24 protein-coding genes are annotated in these 26769 nt (G+C 34.6%); all 24 read left to right on the top strand.

Translation table 11 applies throughout. From position 1 onward, the window contains the following. Window positions 1-263 (top strand): Gfo/Idh/MocA family oxidoreductase (locus PHD84_08150; protein ID MDD5637767.1); only part of this gene is annotated, 263 nt, incomplete at its 5' end. Between the two features lie 248 nt (window positions 264-511). Beyond that, window positions 512-1552: an alcohol dehydrogenase catalytic domain-containing protein gene (locus tag PHD84_08145; protein MDD5637766.1), complete on the top strand. Its 1041-nt coding sequence runs from the start codon at window positions 512-514 to the stop codon at window positions 1550-1552. 116 nt (window positions 1553-1668) lie between these two features. Further along, on the top strand, window positions 1669-2451 hold the full coding sequence (locus PHD84_08140) for an IclR family transcriptional regulator (protein ID MDD5637765.1): 783 nt from the start codon (window positions 1669-1671) through the stop codon (window positions 2449-2451). 69 nt (window positions 2452-2520) lie between these two features. After that, window positions 2521-3480 carry a bifunctional 4-hydroxy-2-oxoglutarate aldolase/2-dehydro-3-deoxy-phosphogluconate aldolase gene (locus PHD84_08135; protein ID MDD5637764.1) on the top strand — a complete coding sequence of 320 codons (960 nt, stop codon included), beginning with the start codon at window positions 2521-2523 and terminating at the stop codon, window positions 3478-3480. Between the two features lie 19 nt (window positions 3481-3499). After that, entirely contained in the window at window positions 3500-4528 is a 1029-nt protein-coding gene (locus PHD84_08130; GenBank protein MDD5637763.1) for a sugar kinase, read from the top strand. Between the two features lie 159 nt (window positions 4529-4687). Next, the gene (locus PHD84_08125; GenBank protein MDD5637762.1) at window positions 4688-5683 is read left to right on the top strand and encodes a C4-dicarboxylate TRAP transporter substrate-binding protein; all 996 of its coding nucleotides are present in this window, start codon (window positions 4688-4690) and stop codon (window positions 5681-5683) included. Between the two features lie 265 nt (window positions 5684-5948). After that, complete coding sequence (locus PHD84_08120) at window positions 5949-6446, top strand: TRAP transporter small permease (GenBank protein MDD5637761.1); 498 nt, start codon at window positions 5949-5951, stop codon at window positions 6444-6446. 70 nt (window positions 6447-6516) lie between these two features. Beyond that, complete coding sequence (locus PHD84_08115) at window positions 6517-7797, top strand: TRAP transporter large permease subunit (GenBank protein ID MDD5637760.1); 1281 nt, start codon at window positions 6517-6519, stop codon at window positions 7795-7797. 55 nt (window positions 7798-7852) lie between these two features. Next, the gene (locus PHD84_08110; GenBank protein ID MDD5637759.1) at window positions 7853-8824 is read left to right on the top strand and encodes a C-terminal binding protein; all 972 of its coding nucleotides are present in this window, start codon (window positions 7853-7855) and stop codon (window positions 8822-8824) included. A 22-nt stretch (window positions 8825-8846) separates the two neighbouring features. Continuing rightward, window positions 8847-9593, top strand: a complete 747-nt coding sequence (locus PHD84_08105; GenBank protein MDD5637758.1) for a 3-oxoacyl-ACP reductase FabG — start codon at window positions 8847-8849, stop codon at window positions 9591-9593. A 142-nt stretch (window positions 9594-9735) separates the two neighbouring features. Next, window positions 9736-10935, top strand: a complete 1200-nt coding sequence (locus PHD84_08100) for a Gfo/Idh/MocA family oxidoreductase (protein MDD5637757.1) — start codon at window positions 9736-9738, stop codon at window positions 10933-10935. Between the two features lie 272 nt (window positions 10936-11207). Next, the gene (locus PHD84_08095) at window positions 11208-12179 is read left to right on the top strand and encodes a TRAP transporter substrate-binding protein (GenBank protein MDD5637756.1); all 972 of its coding nucleotides are present in this window, start codon (window positions 11208-11210) and stop codon (window positions 12177-12179) included. Window positions 12180-12404: 225 nt separating this feature from the next. Then, window positions 12405-13508, top strand: coding sequence for a M24 family metallopeptidase (locus tag PHD84_08090; GenBank protein MDD5637755.1), 1104 nt, complete (start codon window positions 12405-12407; stop codon window positions 13506-13508). Between the two features lie 58 nt (window positions 13509-13566). Then, window positions 13567-14556 (top strand): tripartite tricarboxylate transporter substrate binding protein, encoded by a 990-nt coding sequence (locus tag PHD84_08085; GenBank protein MDD5637754.1) that lies wholly within the window; start codon window positions 13567-13569, stop codon window positions 14554-14556. A 74-nt stretch (window positions 14557-14630) separates the two neighbouring features. Then, window positions 14631-15104, top strand: a complete 474-nt coding sequence (locus PHD84_08080; protein ID MDD5637753.1) for a tripartite tricarboxylate transporter TctB family protein — start codon at window positions 14631-14633, stop codon at window positions 15102-15104. 26 nt (window positions 15105-15130) lie between these two features. Beyond that, window positions 15131-16618, top strand: coding sequence for a tripartite tricarboxylate transporter permease (locus PHD84_08075; GenBank protein ID MDD5637752.1), 1488 nt, complete (start codon window positions 15131-15133; stop codon window positions 16616-16618). Window positions 16619-17361: 743 nt separating this feature from the next. Next, window positions 17362-18357, top strand: coding sequence for a LacI family DNA-binding transcriptional regulator (locus tag PHD84_08070; GenBank protein ID MDD5637751.1), 996 nt, complete (start codon window positions 17362-17364; stop codon window positions 18355-18357). A gap of 31 nt (window positions 18358-18388) precedes the next feature. Then, window positions 18389-19549 carry a zinc-binding dehydrogenase gene (locus tag PHD84_08065; protein ID MDD5637750.1) on the top strand — a complete coding sequence of 387 codons (1161 nt, stop codon included), beginning with the start codon at window positions 18389-18391 and terminating at the stop codon, window positions 19547-19549. 104 nt (window positions 19550-19653) lie between these two features. Then, entirely contained in the window at window positions 19654-20793 is a 1140-nt protein-coding gene (locus PHD84_08060) for an aminotransferase class V-fold PLP-dependent enzyme (protein MDD5637749.1), read from the top strand. A 129-nt stretch (window positions 20794-20922) separates the two neighbouring features. Further along, window positions 20923-21381, top strand: coding sequence for a RidA family protein (locus PHD84_08055; protein ID MDD5637748.1), 459 nt, complete (start codon window positions 20923-20925; stop codon window positions 21379-21381). 266 nt (window positions 21382-21647) lie between these two features. After that, window positions 21648-22925, top strand: a complete 1278-nt coding sequence (locus tag PHD84_08050; GenBank protein MDD5637747.1) for a sugar ABC transporter substrate-binding protein — start codon at window positions 21648-21650, stop codon at window positions 22923-22925. Between the two features lie 87 nt (window positions 22926-23012). Continuing rightward, window positions 23013-23912 (top strand): sugar ABC transporter permease, encoded by a 900-nt coding sequence (locus PHD84_08045; protein ID MDD5637746.1) that lies wholly within the window; start codon window positions 23013-23015, stop codon window positions 23910-23912. Window positions 23913-23961: 49 nt separating this feature from the next. Continuing rightward, window positions 23962-24840 carry a carbohydrate ABC transporter permease gene (locus PHD84_08040; GenBank protein MDD5637745.1) on the top strand — a complete coding sequence of 293 codons (879 nt, stop codon included), beginning with the start codon at window positions 23962-23964 and terminating at the stop codon, window positions 24838-24840. 81 nt (window positions 24841-24921) lie between these two features. After that, window positions 24922-26496, top strand: a complete 1575-nt coding sequence (locus tag PHD84_08035; protein ID MDD5637744.1) for an amidohydrolase family protein — start codon at window positions 24922-24924, stop codon at window positions 26494-26496. The last annotated feature ends 273 nt before the right edge of the window (window positions 26497-26769 follow it).

The following is a 26769-nucleotide window of genomic DNA, read 5'->3' as shown; positions in this document are numbered from 1 at the left end:
GTTCTCCCATATTGGTATACAGTCCAGTTGGATATGAATATGCTATTGAGAAAGCAGATACTACCAAGGGATGGACTTTCCCGGCGGTAGATGAAGAACACTCCTTGGGTTATGTAAACGAAATCAACCACTTTGTTGATTGTGTCAAGTTAGATAAAGAAATTGAGAAAGGTGCTCAAGGGGAAGACGGCCGAATTGCTCTCCAGATAATAAAGAGTGTCTATCAATCTGAAAAAGAAGGTAAACTTGTAAAAATTAATTAAACAAGTCAGTCAATCCTTTTGTTTATTCTTAAGTACCAATATCATCAAACTTTTTATTAAATTTATGGCACAAGTAGTGATCCCTTTTCTCTTGATAAGTATGGTTGTATTGCTTTTAGTTTCTTATTGGCCTGGTTTAGTATTATTTATTCCAAAGCTATTAGGATACCTATAGATATCTGAACAATTTTTTTATCTAATAAAGCAATTAACAGGATCTTTAAATATTATTTGAGGTGATTAAAAATATGAAAGCAGCTGTAAAAGTGAATGAGCAAAAAGAATGTATTATTAAAGATATGCCGTTACCCGTTCCTGGTCCACATGAAGCTTTAGTAAAAGTGAAAGCTGCTGGCTTTTGTGGAACAGATGTAGCAATTATAGACAATCATTTTATGGGAAGGCATGGTAAAGTAAAATTACCTATGATACCTGGACATGAATTATCCGGAGGGGTAGTGGAAGTAGGAAATAATGTAACTAAGGTAAAAATTGGTGACCGAGTTACCAGTAGTGACATCAAAGGTTGCGGGACTTGTTATGGTTGTAAAATCGGATTATTTCATTACTGCCGTAATTGGGATCACCTGGGGATAGATACACCGGGTTGTTTTGCTGAATATGTCGTTGCTTCAGAGGATATTCTTTTTCCTGTGCCAGATAATATTTCCGATGATGAAGCCACATTACTAGAGTTAGCCACTACATCTACCAGGGCTTTTCGGACTAATTGTATCAAACCGGCAAGCACAGTAGTATTATTAGGGCCCGGCCCCTTTGGTCTTTTATTGCTTCAGTCTGTATTGGCTGCCGGAGCTGGCTATTGTATTATGATTGGTTTGAATGGTGATGAACAAAGATTAAAAGTTGCTACTGAACTGGGAGCAAGTAAAGTAATCAATGCAGATCAAACTGATGCGGTGCAAGAGGTCTTAGATTTTACTCAGGGCAAAGGAGCTGATGTGGTAGTTGAGGCTACCGGTAATGCCGTTGCTGTTTCTCAGGGCATGGATATATTGGGAGTAGGAGGATTACTCCTGATGGGTGGAAGTGGATTTGCTGGAAAAGAAATCTCTTTTAAACCATGGAATGTAGTTAGAGAAGAAAAGCAACTGAAGGGATTACAGGGATTTACCTGGGCCGATTACCTGTTAGCCTTAGAGCTGTATACACAAAAAAAGATGAAACTTAAACCATTGATTACCCATGTTATGAAGTTAGAAGATATAAATAAAGCCTATCAGATTGCTAAGAATAAAGAATCTATTAAGGTAGTACTTCATCCATGAATAATGAATCAAATCTAAAAAGTATCATTAGATATTGAAAATTGTAATAGTTTTTTATATAATTAAAATATGATTTAGAAAGATATTCTGTAATATAGAATGGAAATAAAATTAAAATGAATAAAATAACTCCAAATTATCCTATAAAAGTATTAAATAAAGCCTTCACAGTCCTAGATATATTACTAAAGAATAATGCGCCAATGAGTATGACTGAGATTAGTGAGCAATTGCATTTTTATCCCAGTACCATTCACCGTATACTTGATACTTTAAAATACGGTGGATATGTAGAACAGGATCCTTCCACACAAAAATATCAATTAGGCTTGAAGTTGTTAGAATTAGGAATGGCAAAATTACAACAAATTGACCTCATAAGAGAATCTACTCCCTACTTAAAGGAGCTAGCAAAACGATGTGATGAAACAGTGCATTTAGGAATTCTTGAAGATACCAATGTTCTTTATTTGGTTAAGGAGGAATCAACCCAAACTATTAGAATGATTTCTTATGTTGGCAAGAGAGCGCCCTTACATTGTACCGCATTAGGTAAAATATTATTGGCTTTTCTTCCCTCAGACAAAAGAGAACATATATTAGATAAAATAGAGCTTTCTAAACTCACTGAAAACACGATAACTGATAAGTGTAAGCTGATAGAAGAGCTTAATAAAATTGAACAAGAAGGATTTGCCCTGGATAGAGAGGAGAATGAAAAATATGTTCGCTGTATTGCTGCTCCAATCAGGAATTATCAGGGAAGAGTCATTGCTGCAGTGAGCATTTCAGGCCCTTCTTACCGCATAAATAAGGGAAAACAGAGTAAATTAATAGATGAATTGATTTATAGCTGCAACAAAATTTCTGCTCGGTTAGGATTTCAATTAAGTTCTTAAGCAATTTTGTGAACAAATTTTAAATTATACTGATATTATCATAAATCTAATTAAAAGGAGGACATTCAATTGAACAATATTCTCAAAAGAATTGGAGAATTAGGGATTGTACCGGTAGTAAAGATTGATAGAGCTGAAGATGCTGTTCTCTTGGGTAAGGCACTTCTTTCAGGAGACCTTCCTGTTGCAGAGATTACCTTCAGAACCTCTGCCGCTGAAGATGCTATTAAGGCTTTAACGGATGAACTTCCTGAAATTTTAGTGGGAGCGGGTACTGTTTTAACAATTGAACAGGCAAAGAAAGCAGTCACTGCTGGTGCCAAATTTATTGTGTCTCCTGGTTTTAACACCAAAATTGTTGATTATTGCCTCGAAAACAATATTCCGGTGACTCCGGGAGTTAACAGTCCTACTCAGATTGAAATGGCTATAGAAAAGGGATTAGAGGTAGTAAAATATTTCCCAGCAGAAGCATCGGGGGGCTTAAATCTTCTAAAAGCCTTATCTGGACCTTTTTCTGAGATCAAATTTATTCCTACCGGAGGAATTGATCAGAATAATTTATTGGCTTATCTATCCCATTCCCAAGTTTTAGCCTGTGGTGGAAGCTGGATGGTTAAATCCGACTTTATCTCCTCCCGGAACTTTGATCGTATTACCGAACTCGCCAGAGAAGCGGTTTCCACTATGTTAGGTTTCCAGTTAGCCCATTTAGGCATAAATGAAGAGACCCAGGAGAAAGCCCTCAATGCTGCCAATCTATTATCTCATAACTTCTATTTTACTACTAAAGAGGGAAATAGCTCAATCTTTGCTGGTTCTGGCTTTGAGGTAATGAAAAATAAATACCTGGGCGAACATGGTCATATTGCCATTGCCACCAATAATATTAGCAGAGCCATTGCCTATCTAAAAAGAAAGGGTATCTCTATCTTACCTGAGACCGCCAAAGAGTCTAATGGTAAGTTGAAGGCTGTTTATCTGAATATGAATGTATCTGGCTTTGCCGTACATTTGATGCAAAGATAATAATACAAGGGAGGAAATCATGGGAAAGTATGTTACCTTTGGTGAAATTATGTTAAGATTAAAACCACCTCAGTTTGAGCGATTTTTTCAGAGCCCTCTTTTGGAAGCAACCTTTGGTGGTGGGGAAGCAAATGTGGCAGTAGGATTAGCTAGATTCGGTCTTGAAGTGGCTTATGTTTCGGTTATTCCTGATAATCCCATTGGTGAGGCTTGTATCAGAGAATTAAAAAGACAGGGAATTGATGCCTCATTCATAGTGCGAAAAGGAGAAAGGCTCGGTATCTATTTCTTAGAAGCAGGAGCAAACCAGAGACCCTCAATGGTGGTCTATGACCGCTCACACTCAGCTATTGCTGAAGCAAGGATGGGTGATATTGACTGGGATAAGGTATTTCAAGGAGCCAGCTGGTTTCATATTACCGGTATTACACCAGCGATCTCTTCTTCAGCAGCTAACCTTTCTATAGAAGCTGTTAAGAAAGCAAAAGAAAAGAACGTTACGGTATCCTGTGATCTAAACTACCGGAAAAATCTCTGGAAATATGGGAAGTCTGCTCCTGAAATCATGAGTGAATTAGTGAAATATGTGGATATAGCCGTGGGCAATGAAGAGGATTGTCAGAAATCCTTGGGGGTAAAGATGGATATAGATGTAGAGTCAGGGGAGTTGTCAGCAGAAAAATATCAGGAGATAACTCAAAAGATTTTAGGCCTATACCCCAATATTAGAAAGATTGCTATTACCCTAAGGGAAAGTCATTCGGCAGATTATAATGGCTGGTCGGCAATACTTGATAACAGGAAGGAATTCTTTGTTTCTAAAAAATATGAAATCCATGATATTGTGGATAGAGTAGGTGGTGGAGATACTTTTGCTGCCGGATTAATTTACGGTCTGAATCATCTCTCCAGTGACCAGGAAGCCCTGGAATTTGCGGTAGCTGCATCCTGCCTCAAACATTCCATACCAGGTGATTTGCCTTTACTTTCCTTAAAAGAGGTGAAAAATTTAATGGGAGGAGCTACTTCCGGGAGGGTACAGAGGTAAACATAAATAATAAGACTTGTAACACTACTTCAGATTAACAAGCTTCAGAATAACTTATTCTATTCTATAGGAGGTGATAAGCTGGTAAAATTGCTGTCAATTGTATTGGGAAGTTAAATCAGTGAATCAATGTTAAATTAAATTAGGAGGAAAAACAAAATGAAAAAAATTAATGCAGTGTTATTAATTGTTATAGCTTTGGTAGTGATATGCTCGTCATTGGTATCCGCTCAGGCTAAATATGTGCTAAAGTTTAATCACGTATTATCGCCTAATGAACCATATCACCAGGGATTTCTCAATTGGGCGGAAAGAGTAAAAGAAAGAACCAACGGGGAAGTCGAGATTCAGGTCTTTCATAGCGCACAACTGGGAGTGGAAGAAGATATAATTGAACAGATTCGTCAGGGTGTTAATGTAGGACAAAATACAGATTCAGCACGTTTAGGTAATTATATTTCTGGCATCGCAGTGATGAATGGACCTTACTTTGTAAATAGCATTGAAGAGGTAAAAAAGTTAAATGAAATTCCTACTATAAAAAAATGGAATGAAGAATTAGCTACTGAGTACGGTTTAAAGGTTCTTTCCTTTAACTGGGTACAGGGATTCAGGCATTTTATGACCAACAAACCAATTAAGTCACCAGAGGATTTAAAGGGTTTACGAATCAGAACTCCTCCCGCTCCAATCTGGTCTGAATCAGTAAGAGCATTGGGCGCTGTACCGACAGCTATTAACTTTGGTGAAATATATACTGCTGTACAACAAAAAGCAGCTGATGGCGCTGAACTTGTTTATGCCAATATTTTTGGTGCCAATTTGTTTGAAGTATTGAAATACGTATGTGAAACAAAACATTTCCTGCTGATTAACTTTGAAGTAATTAGCGCTAAATGGTTTGATAGTCTACCTGAAGAATATCAAAAAATTCTGGTTGAAGAATGTGATAAAGCAGGATTAGAGACTTCTTATTCCATGGAAGAACAAATTCCGGATTATAGAAAAAGAGCTGAAGAGAAAGGTATGACTATTATTCCCACAGAAGAAATAAATATTGAAGCATTCAAAGAAGCAGGTAAAGCAGCCTATGAAGTACTTGGTATTGCCAATGTCAGAGAGCAAATCTTAGAAGAATTAGCAGCAATGCAATAGTATAGAAATCTGGAACTAAAATTATTGTCTAAAAGCTAATTACTTTTCGGCTAATTTTCTATACCTGGTACAGTTTATGGAAATTTACGAGGGCAAAGCGATTAGTTATAGTTGAATTTAAGCAATCAAGGCTTTGCCCTTGTTTGATAAAAATTATAATATTTTTTAGCATCATCATAAATCGATCACCTTTATACCAAAAATAAATTAGTAAATCTTTGATCTTAAATTTATTTAATCAAATGGGGGAATTGGAGGGATTTATGTGAATAGATTTAGGAAAACATACGAATTTATAGGGAAGGCAGAGAATTTTATAGCTGGATGGTTATTTGTTGTTATAGTTTGTATCATTTTTGTAGCAGGATTTGGGAGAAGCATTGGTTATCCCATTAGATGGGCTATGGACGCTTCTACCTTTCTTTTTGCTTGGGCGGTATTCTTCAGTGCCGATATTACTATGAGAAAAGATAGGCATGTAAATGTAGAAATTTTGGTTAATAGATTTCCAGATAAAATAAAGAATTATCTTACTTTGCTTAACTATATAATTATCATTGTTTTTTTATTTTTTCTTATTGTCTATGGCATAAAGCTTTGTTTTATTACTAGATTCAGGGCTTTTCAGGGAATTCCAGGCTTTAGTTATACCTGGGTAACTCTAAGTATACCTATTGGATGCACTTCCCTTCTCTTAACTATTTTACTTAAAATTGAGCATTTGATTAAAAGTGAGAAACTTCAAATTTTAGGAAGAAAATAAAATACATGACTACCATAATTGAACATAATAGCATGTTGGAAGAATCAAACTTATTTAAGGAGGAGTGATAATGTTACTCGTCTTTACCTTATTTGTTGTATTTCTTTTATTAGGAATGCCGGTAGCTTTTGCAATAGGCATATCCGGATTTGTTTTTTTTATTCAGCAGCCTACCCTACCCTTTACTATGCCTGTGCAATTGATTCTTTCCCAAACACAAAATTTCACCTTGCTGGCCATACCAACTTTTATCTTTGCCGGTAATTTGATGAATAATACCGGGATAACAAAAAGGCTGGTTAACTTTGCTTCGGTTTTAGTAGGACATAAGCCTGGTGCTCTTGCTCATACCAGTGTGGTAATGAGTACCATGATGGGTGGCGTTTCTGGTTCAGCTATTGCTGATGCAGCAATGGAATCGCGTATATTGGGTCCTGATATGATCAAACAAGGTTATGCACCTGGTTATTCCGCTGGAGTACATGGATTTTCCGCTTTAATTACCATTTCTATTCCACCCAGCATTGGTATGGTATTGTATGGAAGTATTGGAGAAGTATCAATCGGGCGACTTTTTGCCGGAGGCATTGTTCCCGGTCTTTTAATGATGCTCTCCTTAATGATTACTGTTTCCATTACTGCAAAAAGAAGGGGTTATTTGCCAGTGAATAAAATAAAAGCTCCTGCCAAAGAGATGCTTACTACTTTCTTTAGAAGTATCTGGGCAATTTTGTTCCCGATTATACTATTGGTAAGTCTTCGCTCTGGTTTGCTACTACCATCTGAAGCAGGAGCACTTGCTGCCATCTATGCCTGTATGGTGGGCATAGTTGTATACCGAGAACTGACCTGGGAAAGATTCCAGGATGCTATTCTTAATACCATCCTAGACGTAGGAATGATTATGTATTTGATTGCCCTGTCTGGTTTAGTGAGCTATGGACTTACCTGGGAGATGATACCGCAGGCACTATCACAATTTATTTTAACATTAAGCGAAAATCCAGTTTTTATCACTACTATTATTTTATTATTCCTTTTATTTTTAGGCATGGTAATGGATTCTACTGTTATCATTTTACTCCTGACCTCAATATTGATACCTATTATGAAAGCTGTAGGAGTAGATTTGGTCTTTTTTGGGGTAATTATGGTTATTACCTGTGCCATAGGGCTTTTAACTCCACCGGTTGGTGTTGCCATGTATTCTGTCTGCTCTATTATGGATTGTTCTATTCAAGAATTTATAAAGGAAAGCTGGCCATTTTTTATAGCTGTAATATCTGTAATTATTATATGTGTGATATTCCCCGGTCTTATTACTTTTGTTCCTAATTTAATTTTTGGTTAAAATTGATTTAGATATAATTGAAAAATAAAAAACATATTATTAAAGGAGTAAGATTATGTCTAATAAAAAGTTTAAGATTGTTATTACTGATTGTGATCATCCTTCTGTAGATATTGAAAAAAAAGTCTTAAGTGCAATTAATTCCGAACCCCTTTTAGAATCATGCCGTACAGAGGATGATGTAATAAAAGTTGCATCTGATGCTGATGCTGTGATCAATCAATATGCTCCCTTTACCAGGAGGGTAATACAGTCACTTCAAAAGTGCAAAATAATTACTCGTTATGGAGTTGGGGTAGACAATATCGATCTAAAAGCAGCAACTGAACATAATATTATTGTGGCAAATGTCCCTGATTATTGTGTTGATGAGGTTTCAACCCATGCCTTTTCTCTAATTCTCTCCTGCGCCAGGGCTATAACGAGGTTAGATAGAAAAGTAAGAGAAAAAAAATGGGATTTTACTTTAGCTAAACCACTCTTTAGAACACAGGGTCAGACCATAGGACTCTTTGGTTTGGGTAGGATTGCCAGGATGGTGGTAGAAAAGGTTGCAGGTTTTGAATTTAAAGTAATTGCTTATGATCCTTACGTCTCCAAAACAAATAGTGATGTAGAATTGGTTACTTTTGACCGCTTATTCTCTGATTCAGATTTTCTTTCTATCCATGCTCCTTTAACTGAGGAAACAAAGCATATTATTGGAGAAAAAGAACTGAAAATGATGAAGAATACAGCCTATTTGATTAATACTTCTCGTGGACCTCTGGTTGATGAAAAGGCCTTATATATAGCCCTAAGAGAAAGATGGATTGCCGGTGCAGCTCTGGATGTTATGGAAAATGAACCACCTGATTGGGAGAATCCCTTACTATCTCTGGAAAATACAATTATAACTCCTCATATCTCTTTTTACTCAGAAGAGTCCTATGTTGAGCTTAAAACAAAAACTGCTGAGGCTGTTCTTTCTGTACTTACCGGAAATAGACCAAGATCAGTAGTGAATCCACAAGTTTTAAGTAGTTAAGCTTTTTACAGGAGGTTAAAAAATGAGCTTAAAGGATAAAATAGCAATTATTACCGGTGCTGGTAGAGGTATTGGTAAAGCGATTGCCCTTACTCTTGCTCGGGAAGAAGCAAATATCATTGTTAATGATATTAATACAGAAATTGCCCAGAATGTTGCTGACGAAATAAAAGGTATGGGTAGAAGAGCCCTTGCCATTCAAGCAGATATTTCCGTAGCAAAAGAAGTAAACCAGATGGTGGCATTGAGCATGAGAGAATTCGGTAGAATTGATATTTTGGTAAATAATGCTTCAATTATTAAAAGGGGAACTATTGAGGAGCTTAGTGAAGAGGATTGGGAAAAGGTAATTAATGTGAATCTTAAAGGTACTTTCCATTGTATGAAGTCGGTTGTGGGAATTATGAAAAAGCAGAGATATGGGAAAATAGTTAATATTTCTTCTATAGTAGGCAAAATAGGAGATCTGGCTTCTGCTCTCTGTTATGGTGCATCTAAGGCAGGTATAGCTTGCTTGGGCAAATCCTTAGCTAGAGAATTGGCTCCCTTTAATATTAATGTTAATGTGGTTGCTCCTCATGCTATTGAGACAGAGATGAGCAGGGAATGGCCTGAAGAAAAAAGAAAAAGTATCATCGCTGGAATACCACTTGGAAGAATGGGGGAACCGGAGGATGTGGCAGAAGCAGTTGCTTTTTTGGTATCAGATAAAGCTAAATTTATCACTGGTGAAGTTCTGGATGTCAATGGTGGAAGTTTAATGGATTGAATAGAAATAAGTGACTAAGAAAATTAATCCTCTTTAAATTATTATTGGGATTATCTCCTATGTGGATTCTTTATTTACTTAATTTTATCAAATAGAAAAATTACCAATTATTATTGTATCTGAGATAAAAGGAGGCCATGCTATGAGTAAGGCTATTCGTATCGGAATAGTTGGTTGTGGTTTTGCTGCTGATTTTCATTATAATTCCTATCAACGAGTTACTGGTTTGGAGGTTAAAGTGGTGGGGATTACATCGCTTACCAGAGAACGTCGAGAAAAGTTTGCCTGTAAATGTGGTATTAATACCTTTAATTCTCTGGAAGAAATACTTCCCGAGGTGGATGTCATTGATATATGCACTCCAGTATATACTCATGAAGAAATATCTATGAAATCTTTAGAGGCAGGTAAGCATATAATTGTGGAAAAACCCTTTACAGGATATTTTGGACCACCTGGAGACAAGAATTTTAAAGGTAATAAATTTCCAAAAGAAGAAATGCTAAAAGAGGCTATAGCCAGCACCAAAAGAATAATAACTACAGCCTTAAAGTATCAGAGAAAAATCTGTTATGCCGAAAATTGGATTTATGCACCGGCTGTGCAGAAAGAGGCAGAAATTATTTCCAAGTCCCGGGGGCAGATATTATGGGCTCTGGGAGGACAATCACATTCCGGAAGCCTTTCTCCGGCTTATGGAATCTGGCGACTCTCTGGGGGTGGTTCTATTGTTGGTAAAAGCTGTCATCCTTTATCTGCACTGCTTTATCTCAAACAGGTAGAAGGGATTGCCAGTAATAACAGAGCAATTCGTCCTAAGACAGTGAGTGCCCGCACTCATGAGATAACCAGAAATCCCAGTTTTATAAACAAAGGTTTTTTAAGAACTGATTATGAGGATATAGAAGATTATGGTTATCTCCACGTGGTATTCGATGATGGTATGATTGCCGATATTTTTGCCTCAGAATTGGTAATGGGTGGTGTACATAACTGGTTAGAAATTTTTGCTAATAACCATAGGATTCGTTGTAATTTGAGCCCTACTGATGCCTTAGAACTTTACAATCCAGATGAAAAGCAATTGGGAGATGTTTATATAATGGAAAAAATTGGTACCAAGCAAGGCTGGTCTAATCCAGCACCTGATGAAAACTTTATGTTTGGTTATCCTCAGGAAATACAGGACTTTATGGAATCAATTGCTGGCGAAAGAGAGCCTAAAGCGGGAATGTTATTAGCCAGTGATGTAATAAGTGTTCTTTATTCAGCTTATGTATCAGCAGAGAAAAAAGGTATGGAAGTAGAAATACCGCTAATAGCTCCTAAGGAGATGATATGAAAATAAGATTTTGACTTCTTTACATTTTGAGGTATAATATTTGTAGGAAAAATTCATTGATATAGAACAATATTCTATAATGTAGAATGATTATGGTTTTTGCAGAAAAAAGCAGAAAAAGTATGAGGCATGTTCTAAAAAGTTAATACTCAAGAGAAAAAAATAGTGGTATATAGAAGGAGGTGAGGCAAGAAGCATCAATGAAGGCATTGGCTAGAATAATATTAAGCAGAAAAAGTTTAATAATATTTATTTAAAAGAGGGATTAAAAAATGTTAAAAAAAGTTTTTTCTGTAATATTAATTCTTTTTCTAGTCCTTGCAATGTTTACCCAGATAGTGGGAGCTAAGACTACTATTCATCTTGCCAGTCCCTTTGCAGCAGGTCATATTTTAGTAGAAGCAGGAGAAAAATTTAAAGAGCTGTTAGAGAAAGAAAGCGGAGGAGAAATTGAAGTACTTGTTCAAGCTGAATTAGGTTCTGAAGAAGAAGTCAATGATTGGTGTAGTGAAGGGAAAGTAGAAATGCAGACTACTGGAGGAAGACCAATTGAGGTTTCTGCTCCCCAATATTTCTTTTTCAATGCACCTTATGTCATGAGAGACTTTGAACATTTCCTGAAAGTTTGGGAATCTCCTTTAGGAATGGAAGCTAGGGATGTAGTTGCAGAAAATGGCAATATGATATATCTGGGAATAGTTTATCGAGGATTACGTCAAACAACTTCAAACAAACCAATTTATACACCGGAAGATGTCCACATGTTAAAACTTAGATTGCCAACAGTAAAGACCTGGATTGCAGTATGGGAAGAAATCGGTGCAGCTCCTGTTCCCATTCCCTTGCCCGATCTCTATAATTCATTAAAAGACGGAACAGCGGATGCATCCGAAGGCGATTTACCACAGATTTCTTCTTTCAAATTAGATGAAGTGCAAAGTTATCTCACTATAACAAACCATCTGGTTCAAACCGGAGGAATCCTTATTAATAAGAGTTTTTTTGAAGGATTATCCAATGACCAGCAGGAGCTAATTTTAAAGAATATAAAACAAGCTGTTAATTGGGCTAATGATAAAATTAAGAAAGGTGAGACAGATATTCTCGTTGATCTTCAGAAGAAGGGGATGCAAGTGGTAATTCCTGATGCTGTTGCCTTCCGGGAAAAAGGGAAACCGGCTGTTGAAGAACTGTTCAGGACCGAATGGCCAGTAACGACTTGGGAAGAAATATTGGCTTATTGAGAAGAAGGAAAAATTATAATAAGTCCAATATCTTTCTGAATTCGTAATGGATGAAGGAGGAGGGTATCAATTGAATATCAATAACCCAATTAGTTAAGAAAATGCCCTCCCCCGATTTAGATTCACCAATAATCTTTATATTCTTAAGATATTGACTTGAAAAAATGAAGATAAGGAAATGCTGAAAATGAAGTAGAATCTGATAACAGAATAGGAGTTACAATCATGTTTAATCTGGATGAAGTAAACGAGAAGAAAAAAAGAATAAGAGTTTTAATGGACTCATTAAACCTTAATGCTCTTCTATTGAAGAGGCAATGTAACTTTTCCTGGATTACCTGTGGTGGCACAAATCAGGTAAGTATTGCTACTGATACGGGTGCTGCCTATATCCTGATTACTTCTGGCGAAGAATATGTTATTTGTAATAACATCGAGGCGCCTCGTATTGAAAAAGAAGAGAAACTCTTAGAACAGGAATATAAAATTAGGTCATTTAAATGGTATGAAGATAGGGAAGAGCAAATAATTAATGAGATAGTTAAAGGCGGGGAGATTGGTTGTGACATTTCTTTCCCTGGAACTAAAAATGTATCTCAATCTTTAAATTCCCTCCGCTACTCTCTTACTCCCTGGGAAGTGGAAAGATATCAGGAAGTTGGCTATCTTACTTCTAAAGTTATTGAAGAAACTGCCTTGACTATAAAACCGGGTGATAAGGAATGTGAGATTATCGGTAGATTAGCCGAAAGGTTATGGGCTAATCGTTTAGATTATATTACTACTTTTTGTGCTGCAGATGAGAGGATTGCTAATTTCAGACATCCTCTGGCAACAGAAAAAAAAGTTAATCAGAGAGTTATGCTCTGTGTTAATGCTAGAAAATGGGGATTAATTATCTCCCTCACCAGATTTGTTCAATTTGGAAAAATCCCTGAGGAGATAAAAAAGAAATATCAGGATAATGTCTATATAGATTGTGTAATGATGTCCAATACTATACCTGGAAGGCCGGTGCTGGAAGCTTTTAAAAAGGGTCTAGAAGCATATCAGGAAATGGGATACCCGGAAGAATATCAACTTCATCATCAAGGAGGAGCTATCGGTTATACGGGTAGAGATTATAGAGTAAACTTTCAAACCAATGAAATTATCCAGGAAAACCAGGGATTTGCTTGGAATCCTTCTATTACCGGTAGTAAAAGCGAGGATACCATGTTGGCTACTTCAGATGGCCCAGTACTTTTATCCAAACCGGTAATTTTCCCAACACTAAAAATTAAAGGAGGTGAGCATACTTTTATAAGACCCGATATTTTGATAAAATAAATTAGATTTTCTACATTTTTTGGTAGGAAAAACTTTAGAAAAGGAGAGGTAAGTTAAAATGAAAATATTTGCTAAGGTTAAAATTGTGATAGTATCTATAATTTTGCTTTTACTCTGTTCTATGTTTATTTTACCTGGGGTTTCTGCTCAAGAAGCATTCCCATCCCGGGAAATAGAACTTATGATTCCCTGGTCTGTAGGAGGAGCAACTGATATATCTTTCCGAACCTTTTTATCTGTTTTACCCAAGTATTTAAAAGTGCCAGTAGTTATTGTCAATATACCTGGTGGAGGTGCAGTTCCTGGATATGCTGAGGCAATGACTAAAAAACCAGATGGATATTATATTGTTGCCTGGGCTACCCCTTCCATAACCAAAACCCATATGAGTGTTACCCCTTATGATTATAAAACCTTTGTTCCCATTATTAATTTAACTAATGCACCTTGCTGGATTTTAGTGCCAGGGAATTCGCCTTATCAGAATTTAACTGACTTACTTGATGCTGCCAAGAAGCAGCCAGGCAATGTTACCATGGGTAATGCTGGTGCAGGTGGCGGTACTCACATGATTGGCTTGGCTTTTGAAAAAACTGCTGGAGTTAGTTTTAACCATGTTCCCTTCCAGGGAGGAGGACCTGCTCTGGTTGGTGCTATGGGTGGACATGTTGATTCAGTAATTGTTTCTCCACCGGAGGGCGTAGCACAGCTGGAGTCAGGAGATTTAAGATGTGTAGCCGTTTTTTCAGAGGAAAGACTGGAAGGATTTCCTGATGTTCTTACTGCTAAAGAACAAGGGGTTAATTTTACTTTAGGACAATGGAGAGGCTTAGCTGCTCCTAGCGGTACTGATTCAGATAGAATCAAAATCATTCATGATGCCTTTAAAGCCACCATGGAAGATCCGGATTTCATGGTACTGGCAAAAAATGCTGGAGTATTACTTGACTATAAAGGGACAGAAGAGTTTACTAAATGGGTAGAAGAACAGGATCAATTCTATAAGGATTTAATAATAACCAATAAACTAGGAGATAAGTATAAATAATTAATTCGGATAGATAGAGGGGTATTAGTGATAATACACTGTTACCTCTCTATCTTTTTAGGGGAAGATTTTAAATGGGGAAAAAAGAAATTATACTGAGTATGATATTTATAATTGTTTCCATTATAGTTTTTGCCTTAACTTTCCAATTTCCTCATCAAACTGTTGCTCTGGCACCAACTGCATTTCCTCGCTTTATCAGCGCAAGCTTGATACTGCTTTCCATAATCCTTTTAATACAGGGGATCAAGGGAATTACCAAAGGTGCTTCTGGGCAGTCTGGGCAGAAAGAAGAAAAATTAAAAAAGTATAAAGGTTTTATTTTCAAACTTATACTAATGATGTTTTTAGCTTTTTTATATACCCGGATTATTGGTAAAATTGGTTATTTAGCATCAACTCCCCCATTTATAGCAGGCAATATGCTCCTTTTTAAGGAGAGAAGGGTTACTTGGATTATAGCGTTATCATTGACTATTACCTTTTTATTGTATTTTATATTTAGAATGGTATTTAAAATACCAATTCCTCGTTTTACTCTTTTTTAAATGTGTAATTAAAGGAGAGATATAGATTGGCAATCATTCAAGGATTTTTATATGTTTTACATCCATCGCATTTCCCTTTTCTTTTATTAGGGGTTATAGGAGGCATAATTGTTGGTGCAATTCCCGGACTGACTGGTTCGGTCGGTATAATTTTGTTGCTGCCTTTTATATATTATCTGGATGTAAGTACAGCAATTGTTATGCTTTGTGGAATGTTCTGTGGGGCAATTTATGGTGGTTCAATTTCAGCTATCTTAATATCTACACCAGGTACTCCTTCTGCAGCTGCAACGGTTCTTGATGGGTATCCTTTGTCTCAAAAAGGTGAAGCGGGAAAAGCAATTGGAGTTGCCACCATTGCTTCTGCAACTGGAGGAATTATCTCTACCTTTTGTTTGATGTTCATTGCTCCTCAATTAGCTCGTCTTGCTCTTAAATTTGGGCCAGAGGAATATTTCTCTCTCATGATATTTGGTCTAACTATCATTGCCAGTGTTTCTGGAAGATCTTTAGTGAAAGGATTGATTGCTGGATTTTTTGGACTTCTCATTGCTACTGTTGGTTTAGATCCGGTTACCGGTTATGCTCGTTTTTCTTTTAATATTCCAAATTTAATGAGAGGTTTTAGTACTTTACCGGTTCTTATTGGTCTATTTGCCATATCACAGATTTTTATCCAGTTGGAAGAAAAAATATTAAAAGAAAGGATTATTCATCCTGACCAGAAAATTACCAATGTATTGCCATCTTTCAGAGAGCTAAAAAGACTACTTACCGTTATTATTCCTGCTTCTTTTCTGGGAACATTTATTGGTATTATTCCAGGAACTGGTGGCACTATAGCAGCTTTTTTGGCTTATAATGAAGCCAAGAGATGGTCGAAAGATCCAGAATCATTTGGAAAAGGGAATATTATGGGTGTTGCAGCACCGGAGGCAGCAAATAATGGTACTACTGGTGGTGCTATGGTCCCGCTTTTATCTCTTGGCATTCCTGGAGATGCAGTGACTGCAGTTATGCTCGGTGCCCTAATCCTTATTGGTATCAGACCAGGACCGTTACTATTTAGAGAGCACCCTGAAATTGTTAATCCTATTTTTGCCGGCATGTTTTTAGCCAATGTCTTAATCTTGATTCTGGGAATATTAAGCATAAGATTATTTCCGAAAATTCTAAAAACTCCCGATTCCATACTTTTCCCTGTTATATTTGCTCTATGCTTTCTGGGAGCATTCTCCTTAAACAACAGCATTTATGATATGTTAATTGCTTTGATATTTGGGATTATTGGATATATCATGAGGAAGAATGGCTTCCCGGTGGCACCTGTTGTTTTAGGGGTAATATTAGGCCCCATTGTGGAAGATGAGCTGGGCAGAGCTTTAATCATTTCTCATGGCAATTGGAAGGTACTCTTTCAATCACCTATTGCTATTTTTTTCTACATAATTTCCATCCTTTCCCTGCTATATTCTCTAAAACGACAATTGCCTGTACGTCAAAAAATCAATTGAACTCCTTTTTTATCTTTATACATTTCGGAATGATGAATCAGATAGTCTATTTTCAGGATAGCCAAGAGCATCTTCAAGGCAGAAATGGTCAGTTTCCCGATCACCTGCTCGAGTTTGGCGATTTACTTTTTTAACTTGTTTATTTCCTGGTCACTACTCTTTTAGTCTATTTCTCCATTTAGGTATTGCCTTCTCCAACGATTGATCAGACCTGGGGAGATGTTATAATTTCACCCTAGCTGCAACGCAGTCTGGCCGCTAAGGAGGGAATGGCAATCTCTCCTTTCTGTTCTTTAGTGTATTGTCTTCTGCTTATCCCCATAACCACTTACTACTTTCTGTACTGGTTATTACATTATACCGGAATTCTTATTATTTCAGAAATGTGTCCAGTGGTTTGGGTGCAGTCAATCTTTCCTAGATCCTTCTATGTTCTGATTCGTTCATACGTAGGATATCTTACTTTAAAATGGTCCACTTGTAGAGTAACATAAACAGCTGTTTTAATGTTAAAATTACTCATCATTGCTTATATTGTAACTCGATTTTATTTCCATTACCTTTTGGGGTAAAAAAATACCTATAAGCTGTTAACACGAACTAATGTAAACATAGTATTGACAATGAAAAATGAATATGTTATTGTATAACTACAACGTTGTAGTACTTATAAAAATCTTATTAGTGTATGCTTCAATATAAATCATTACAAGAAAAATTTAAGAATAAATTAGGTAGTGATTTTGAAGAAACAAATCACAATTAAAGAAATTGCTAAAATAGCTGAAACATCTGTGTCTACAGTGGCTAAGTCGCTTAAAGATAGCAATGAAATTTCAATTGCAACAAAGAAAAAGATATTAGATTTAGCACATAAGTATAATTATCGTCCAAATCAAGTTGCCCGCTCTCTTCGTTTAAGCAAAAGTACAGTAATAGGGATGCTTATTCCGGATAATTCCAATTTATATTATGCTAGGCTTCTAAGAGGAGCAGAGGATATTGCAAGAGAAAATAATTTTTCCATTGTTATTGGAAATACTGGTGAAAATTCTGAACATGAGAAAGAGCAATTGAATGCAATGCTGGAACTGCGTGTGGCAGGTCTTTTGACAACACCAATTAAGGAAGATAATTATTATTCTCTTGATATTCCTTTTGTTTTTCTTTCAAGAACTAATTTGGATGAATTCAGTAAAAATATTAATTACTCTATAAATAATGATATTAAAGGTGCGTATCTGGCAGTAGAATATTTAATTAAACAAGGCAAAAAGAGTATATTTTTTGTCTCAGGTCCTTCTGATATAAGTATAGCCATACAACGTACTGAAGGAATGAAAAAAGCACTTGAGAAGTACAATTTGGAATTTAAACAAGAGAATATACTCTATAATTATATAACAGTAGACGAAGGATATGAGGCATTAAAAAGCATTGCAAAAAAATACCCACCTCCTTTTGGCATTTTTTGTTCCTCAGATAATCTTGCTATTGGTGTTTTAGCTGCAGCTAGAGAAAAAAATTATCATATTACAAATGATATAGGAATTGTAGGATATGATGATATCAATATAATTAAATATCTAGATTACCCTTTGACAACTATTCGCCAGGATATTTATCAGATTGGTGCCCAAGGTGCAAAAATTTTAATTGATATTTTAAAAGAAAAGCCTAGAGATAATTTATTAAAACAAGTTATTTTTGAACCAGAGTTAATAGTAAGGAAAACTTAAAATATTTTTAATCAAGAACTAGAGGTAATCAATGACAAAATTAAGTAAAGCTGCTGTATTAAAGGCACCAGGTGAAATTGGAATACAGTTTTTTCCTGTAATAAAGCCGGGAAAAGGTGCTGCAGTATGTCGTATGATTGTATCAGGTATTTGTGGAACCGATAAGCATAGTTATAATGGAGAAACGTTACAGTACAAAGGTACTCCAAATGAAATTGACATCCCTTTCCCAATTATTCAAGGTCATGAAAATGTTATGATTATTGAGGAAATTGATAAAGAAGGTAGTAAAAAACTTGAGTACAATGGTACGGTATTGAAACCTGGTGATCGTGTTACTATGTGTCCAGATGTAGTCTGTGGAAAATGTTATTATTGTAAAAACTTTCCTAACTATCCATGGTGCGATAACATGCAGTTTAGTTATGGAAATATGCGGTCATGTAAAAATCCAAACTACCTATATGGTGGTTTCTCTGAATATATTTATATTGAGCCAGGCACAAGATTATATAAAATCCCAGACGATCTTCCAGATGAGATGGCAGTTCTGACAGAGCTTATGTGCGTAACCTATACCCTTGATAAAGCTAAGGAATTTAATTCATTTTCCCTTGAAGGATTTAACTTTGGAGACACTATTGTCATACAGGGAAGTGGACCACTAGGACTAGCTCATATTATAAAAGCACGAATGATGGGAGCAGGGGAAATTATAGTTACAGATGTATCTAATTATAAGTTAGATTTAGCACGTCAGTTTGGTGCAGATAAAACCTTAAATATTTTAGAAACTAATGAAGATGAACGGATTGATTTAGTTATGCAAGAGACTCAAGGCAGAGGTTGTGATTTAGTTGTTGAATGTGTAGGTAAACCTTTTGTTGTTCCAGAAGGATTGAAAATGCTTCGTAAAGCAGGAATGTATTTAGAGCCAGGTAATTTTGTAGATTGTGGTGGAATTAACATCAACATCCATACAATTTGTTCGAAGAATCTAAGAATTATAGGAATGTCTAATCACTCTCACACTGGTTATAAACAAACCATGGAAATGATGTTACGGGGAAAAGACAGATTTCCCTGGAAAAAGTTTATAAGTCATCAGTTTAAACTAGATGATGCAGAAAAAGCCATTTTAACAAGCATGACAGATGAAAGTATGAAAGTACTAATAAAGCCTAAGCTATAACTAAGTAATCAAATATTTGCTGTGATTTTAATAATTATTTGATTCAATGAATTTATTGATAGTATAGATCAAATAAATTAAAAATAATAAACGGAAGGGAAAGTATGGTGCAATTTAAAGATTTAGGAATAAATAAAATAATTAATGCTGCGGGTACATTAACCGGATACTCCGGTTCTCTAATGTCGAATGAAGTACTAAAAGCAATGGAATTAGCATCACAAAATTTTGTTGATATCAATGAATTAATGCAGAAATCTGGCGAGTACTTAGCCAAGTTGCTTAATGTTGAAGCAGCTATGATTACCTCTGGTGCCTCTTCTGGGCTTCTAATAGCAACAGCTGCATGTATTAGTAAAGGAAACTTAAAATCTGTTTATTCTCTTCCAAATACAGAAGGTATGAAAAATGAAATAGTTGTAATGCGTTGTCATAGAAATCCATACGATAGTGCAATGATAACTGCGGGAGCTAAATTTGTTGAAATTGGAAATGTAATTGACAAACCTCAACTATGGGAATTGGATAATGCAATTGGAGAAAAGACTGCGGCAATAGGATTTTTTGTGCAGTCAGAAATGTTACAAGCATCTCTTTCTTTGACAGAAGTATTAAATATTGCACATTATCACAATATTCCTGTTATAGTTGATGCAGCAGCGGAATTACCTCCTGTTGATAACTTTCAAAAATTTATTCGAATGGGCGCAGATATAGTTATATTTAGTGGAGGGAAAGACATTCGTGGTCCTCAGTCTTCAGGGATAATGTTAGGGAAGAAGGAAATCATTGAATGTTGTCGATTAATTAATTATCCTAATATCACTATTGGTAGACCTTTGAAATTGGACAAAGAAACCATAATAGGTTTAGTAACAGCAGTTGAATTATATTTAAAAGAAAATCATCAGGCACGTATTCAAAAATGGCATCGGCAGGTAAAGAAAATTATTAAAGAATTAAGTACGTTAAATGGGATTATAGTTTCTCAAGAAATTCCTCAGGATTCATATCCACAACCTTTTTATAGACCACCAATAATTCCTCGAGTTTTTATTGAGATTGAAGAAAATAAAAAAGGATTTACACAAGAAGATTTTGCACAAAAACTATACGAAAGTGATCCCCCCATAGTAGTTAGAATTAGTAAAAAACATATAGCAATTAATCCTCATATGTTATATGAAGGGGAGGATGACTACATAATTGAAAGAATAATCCAGATAACAAAGGAATCATTTTAAATATTAATTAATGAAATATGAAGATAATTTTTTAATAAAAGTATAAAACTGATTATTGGTTCTTAACAAATAGCCTAAAGATTTGCAAGGTTTTTAATACTATTAAAAAAATATAAAGGAGATTAATTTATGACAATTGAGGAAAAACTAAAAAAAATGGGTATAGAATTACCAAAAATGCCCAAACCTGTAGGGGAATATACATCTGTAAAAGTATATGGAAATTTAGCTTATTGCTCAGGTCAAGGTCCAATAAAAGATGATAAACCTGTTTTTATCGGTAGATTGGGCAAAGAGATTACTTTAGAAGATGGATATGAAGCGGCTAAAATATGTGCAATAAATTTGTTATCTGCTTTAAAATCGTCTATTGGCTCCTTAGATAGAATAGATGAGGTTATTCAAGTTAGAGGGTTTGTTAATAGCACTCTTGAATTTACTAGGCAACCAGAAGTAATAAATGGAGCTTCTCATTTGTTTGTTGAATTATTTGGAGAAAAAGGAAAACACGCTAGATGTGCTTTAGGGGCCTCAGTTTTACCAATGAATATACCCGTAGAGGTAGAGATGATAGTAAGTATTAAATGAAATAAACATATTTAGACCATAAAAATATTAAAAAATTGTGGAGGATTTTTATATCTTAGATGTTTATTTAACTGTTGGAGTACAAAAAGGTAGGTATTTATTGAATGATATTAAAATCTTATTATAATCCAAAGATTAATTATGTGAATATTCTAAGCACTAAATATTAAGAGATAGGAGGTGATTAATATAAATTAATGTTGTTGGCATATAAAAAGATTGATTTTGCTGAATTTTATAAACTCTAAACAAAAAAGAGGTAAATTATGAAGAAAATTATTTATTTTTTATTGATTTCTATTCTTGTTTTTAATTTTTCAGCTTTAGCAGAAGAAAACTTGAAATTGATTGGATGGACTTATGAGGTCGATACTTGGAACCATTTGCTAGATGTATTCGAAGATCAATATGGTATTAAAACAGATGATTTTTATAATATCCCGAGTGATAACTATTACGAAAAATTAGTTGCAAGCTTTATTAGCGGAACAGAATATGATGTTATTGTGGTACGTGATTCTAATCTTGCCGCATGGGCAAGTGCTGGTTGGCTTGAACCAATAGATGGTTTTGAAGGAGTTGAACGGTACAAAGAAGAAATACCTGATGGAGCTTTAGCTCAAATGTCATATGAAGGACATTTATATGGTTTACCTTATTATGCTGGTCGTTATGTTTTCGTTTATAATGAAGAACATCTAAAAAAAGCAGGCATAGATAATCCTCCAAAAACATGGGATGAATTGTTGGAACAAGCAAGAATAATAAAAGAAAAAGGTATATCTGAACATCCAATAATTTTTATAATGACAAAGTCTAGTAATATTATGGAGAATTGGGAGCAATTAATTTTTTCTAGAGGTGGAAAGCTTTTCAATGAGAGTCATGATCCGTTATTTAATGAAGGAGATAGTGCTGCTTTTGAAGCACTAGAATGGCTTAAAGGCGCTATGAAAGAAGGTTTGTTGGACCAGGCAAGTCTTAGTTCAACTACCGCTGATGTTAATAGAGCTATGGCAGCTGGAACAAGAACATTTACTTTGTTATCAGACTATAATGTTGCACAGTTAAATGATCCAAAAAGTTCACAAGCAGCAGGTAAGATTAAAATGGCTTTAGTTCCAGGAAATGACAAGGTTATAAGTGGTACTACATCATATATAAGACTTTATTGTATAAGCAAAAACAGTAAACAAAAAGAAAATGCCTGGAAGTTAGTCCAATTTTTAGGTGGCAGAGATAAGAATGATGATTATTACACTGGAAAATATTGGGCATTAAATTTTGGCTTGGGATTTGTACAAAAACCTCTCTATGAGGATAAAGAAGTCTCAGATTATATTACTAAATGGGGAGATCCTGATATTATCAAAAAGCAAGATGAATATGCTGGTGCAACACCATACAGATTCACCCCATGGTTTGATGAGTGGCAAACAAATGCATGGGGAGAACTCCAGAAAGCTGTATTGGGTGAGAAGCCAATAGAGATAATTTTAAAAGATCTTGAAAAAAGCGCTAAAGAATTGAAGGCAGATTACTAGTTTTGATGAGGTTTTATTCTAGAGCAGAAATAAGTTTTCTGCTCTAGAATTTTAATTTTTATCTTTATTAGAACTAAATAATATCTAATGAAAAAAAATTATTTAAAATATTTTGAAAAAAATGAATCAATATTTGCTTGGTTTTTAAATATACCATCATCGATTATTATTCTACTTGTAGTTGTGTTTCCAGTTTTTTACTCCTTTTATATCAGTTTATTTGATCTAAATTTAAGAAGAACAGGAGTAAAACGTTTTATTGGTATTGGAAATTACCTAAACCACCTGACTTCTTTAAAGTTCTTGGTGACCTTACAAAGAACATTTATTTTCGTTTTTTTCGATGTATTATTAGTATTGGTCTTGGCATTAGCAATTTCAATATTGCTTAACCAGAAATTCAAAGGTAGGGGGATACTAAGAGCTGCTATTTTAATTCCTTGGGCAATTCCAAGTGTTGTCAATGGAATTATGTGGAAATGGATATTAGATTCAAGTTATGGTATTTTAAATGCAGTATTAAAAGGACTTGGTTTAATTGATCAGTATATTCCTTTTTTATCTATTCCTTTTAGTGCATTTGTCTTTGCGATAATCGCTAGTGTATGGAAGGAATTGCCGTTTGCTATTATTTTACTTCTAGCTGGCTTACAGTCTATACCACAAGAATTATATGAGGCGGCTAGGGTTGATGGAGCTACGGTTTGGCAACAATTTAAAAGCATTACTTTACCCATGATTTCTACAACTTTAATGGTAGTTTTAATTTTTCAAACAATGATTGCTCTTAAGGTTTTTGATTTAATTTATGTATTAACTTCTGGTGGCCCTGGAGATTCTACAGAAGTCGTTGGTTGGCTTCTATATACAGAAGCTTTTAAATTTCTAAAATTTGGTAGCGGGAGTGCAATAGGCTATATTATTGCTTTTATAACATTTTTAATTGTAATTATATATTACAAATTTCTTAATAGAGAAATCTATTAAAAATGAGGTGATATCTTCATTGGTCAGTTGTATTAATAGGTCCAAAAAAATGAAAAATATATACATATATGTATTTGCCATAATTGTCTTTTTTATTTTTACTGCTCCACTTTTATGGCTTATTATTTGTAGTCTACAAAACGATGCCAATTTATTATCAGTACCACCTAATATTTTGCCCAAGGACCCCACTCTTATGAATTATTACCAATTATTACTAGGACGAAATCCAGAAGGTATTACTGATGAAATTGGTATTAAAAGTTATTCAGTTCCTAGAGAAGCAAAAATATTTCCACAAGCAATTCTAAATAGTTTTATTGTTGGGATTGGAACCACATTATTGTGTTTAGCTAGTGGTACCTTCTCAGCTTATGCCTTAGCAAGATTAAAATTTATTGGTTCAAGGAAGTATTTATTTCTAGTTTTAGCTACTAGAATGATTCCAGGATTAACTTTAGCAATTCCTTTTTTTCTCATTGCCAAATCATATAGTTTAATAGATAAAAAGATTACTTTGATTATTATCAATGCTTCTTTTACTCTTCCATACACAATATGGCTCTTGAAGGGCTTTTTTGAGGCTATTCCAAGAGATATTGAGGATGCAGCAAGAGTGGATGGATGTACAAAGTTTCAAACGATATATAAAATAATATTACCACTTTCAAAACCGGGTTTAGTAGGAACAGGAATTTTTGCATTCATGTTATCATGGAATGAATTTTTTTATGCTCTTCTGTTAACAAACACAGAAAAATCATTTACTATACCTATAGTTTTAAGTATGTTTGGTACTGAGCTAGATATTAATTATTCCTTAATGATAACAGCTGGTGTGGTAGCTATAATTCCCCCAATTTTATTCACACTTATTTTTCAAAAATACATTGTTGAAGGTATTACTGCTGGTTCAATAAAGGGGTAAGATGTGTTTTATTGTTCTGATATTTTTAATAAATAGTAATTATCTTCTAAAATAATCGAAAAATATAATAGGAGTATAATTTTGTATGATTTACTAATAAAAAATGGAAGAATTTATAATGGCAACAGTTCAGTTTCTTATATTTCCGATATTGGTATTAAAGATGATAAAATAGTGAGAATTGATAATTTATCGAATAAACAATCTAGAGAAATTATCGATGCCTCAAATTTATCTATAATGCCAGGCTTTATTGATACGCATTGTCACTCGGATATAGCTCTTTTGTATGATAAACAGCATATAAATGCTTTATACCAAGGGATAACCACGGAAATATTAGGCCAAGATGGACTATCTTATGCCCCTTTATCAATTGATAAATTAAAAATGTATGTAAAATTTAACGCAGGACTAAATGGGTATTTTGAAGAAGTTAATCTTGATTTTACAGATGTAGAAAGTTATTTAAGTAAATTTCACAATAAAGCTTCTGTCAATGTAGCTTATCAAATACCTCATGGAGCAATTAGACTCGAGGTATTAGGTTTTATCGATATACCTCTACATGGATATCATTTAGAAAAAGCCAAAGATCTAATTAGATCTGGGTTTGATCAGGGAGCAGTTGCTTTTTCAACTGGTCTTAGTTATTTCCCCCAATCGTATTCTGATACAGAAGAATTAACTGAGTTATCCAAGGTGTGTGTTGAATATAATGCACCTTTTGTAATTCATTTACGTTCAGTATTTAGAGATAGATTTTTTAATCCCGTAGAAGAGGCAATTGAAGTAGCACGGCGTTCTGGTGTAAGACTACATTTTTCCCATTTTAGAACAGATGATAAAAATTGTGGGAATGTTACTGAATTATTAAAACCAATTGAAAAGGCTATAGAAGAAGGTTTAAATATTACAATGGAACTTTATCCTTATTACTCAGGTAGTGGATATGCTGTATGTTTTCTTCCTCCTTGGGTTGTAGAAGGAGGATATGAAGCAACATTAGAGAAATTAAAAAATCCTCTTTTAAGAAAAAGGATTACAGATGGAATGAAAGCAAATAAAATTACAACAGAGGGTACCTTTACGCATCTAAAGGAAAATAAAAAATATATTGGTATAGACTTTAAGGATGTTGCAAAAAAAAGAAATCAATCTGTGGAAGATATGATTTGTGATGTCATGATAGAGGAAGATCTTGAAGTAGGATTTAGAGGGAATCCGACTATTAATAAAGAGAAGATAAATCAAATGGATAAGGATTTCATTTGTCTATTGTCCAGACCATATTATATGGTTGGAACAGATGGGATACCTATTGGTTTAAAACCTCACCCAAGAGCCTTTGGATCATTTCCAAAAATTTTGAAATTAGCAAAACAATATGGGATGTCATACGAGATTTTATCAAATAGAACATCCTTTTTACCTGCTAAAACATTTAATTTAAAAAATAGAGGTGCTATTGAAAAAAATTACATTGCGGATATTGTAATATTTGATCCTGAAAATGTAAAAGATAATGCAACATATAAAGATCCTAGAAGACCACCAGATGGAATAGAATATGTCATTGTAAACGGGAAAATAGCTGTTTTCAAAGGAAAGGCAACAGGATTATTTGCAGGTAAGTCCATAAAAAGGGGACAATAATATTTTTCTAAATTGAAATAATCCATTTTTTTATAGTTGTATTATGTCCATGATTTGTTTAGATATCAGCTCTTTTCTATAACATTAGTTTCAACTATTGAGTTTTGATATTATCCAAAGATGTAAAAAATATTAAGAGTGTGTGTTATATTTTCTGTAAAAGTGAAAAACGTTAATTAAAATAATAGCTTGAAATGGGCCATCAAGAACCTCCATAATAAATAGATGATACTCTAAAAAAATTAAGGAGGATAATGCAAGATGACCCAATCA

This window comes from Atribacterota bacterium (assembly GCA_028717805.1).
Lineage (GTDB): Bacteria > Atribacterota > Phoenicimicrobiia > Phoenicimicrobiales > Stramentimicrobiaceae > Stramentimicrobium.
This window is presented reverse-complemented; position numbering and strand designations above follow the sequence as displayed.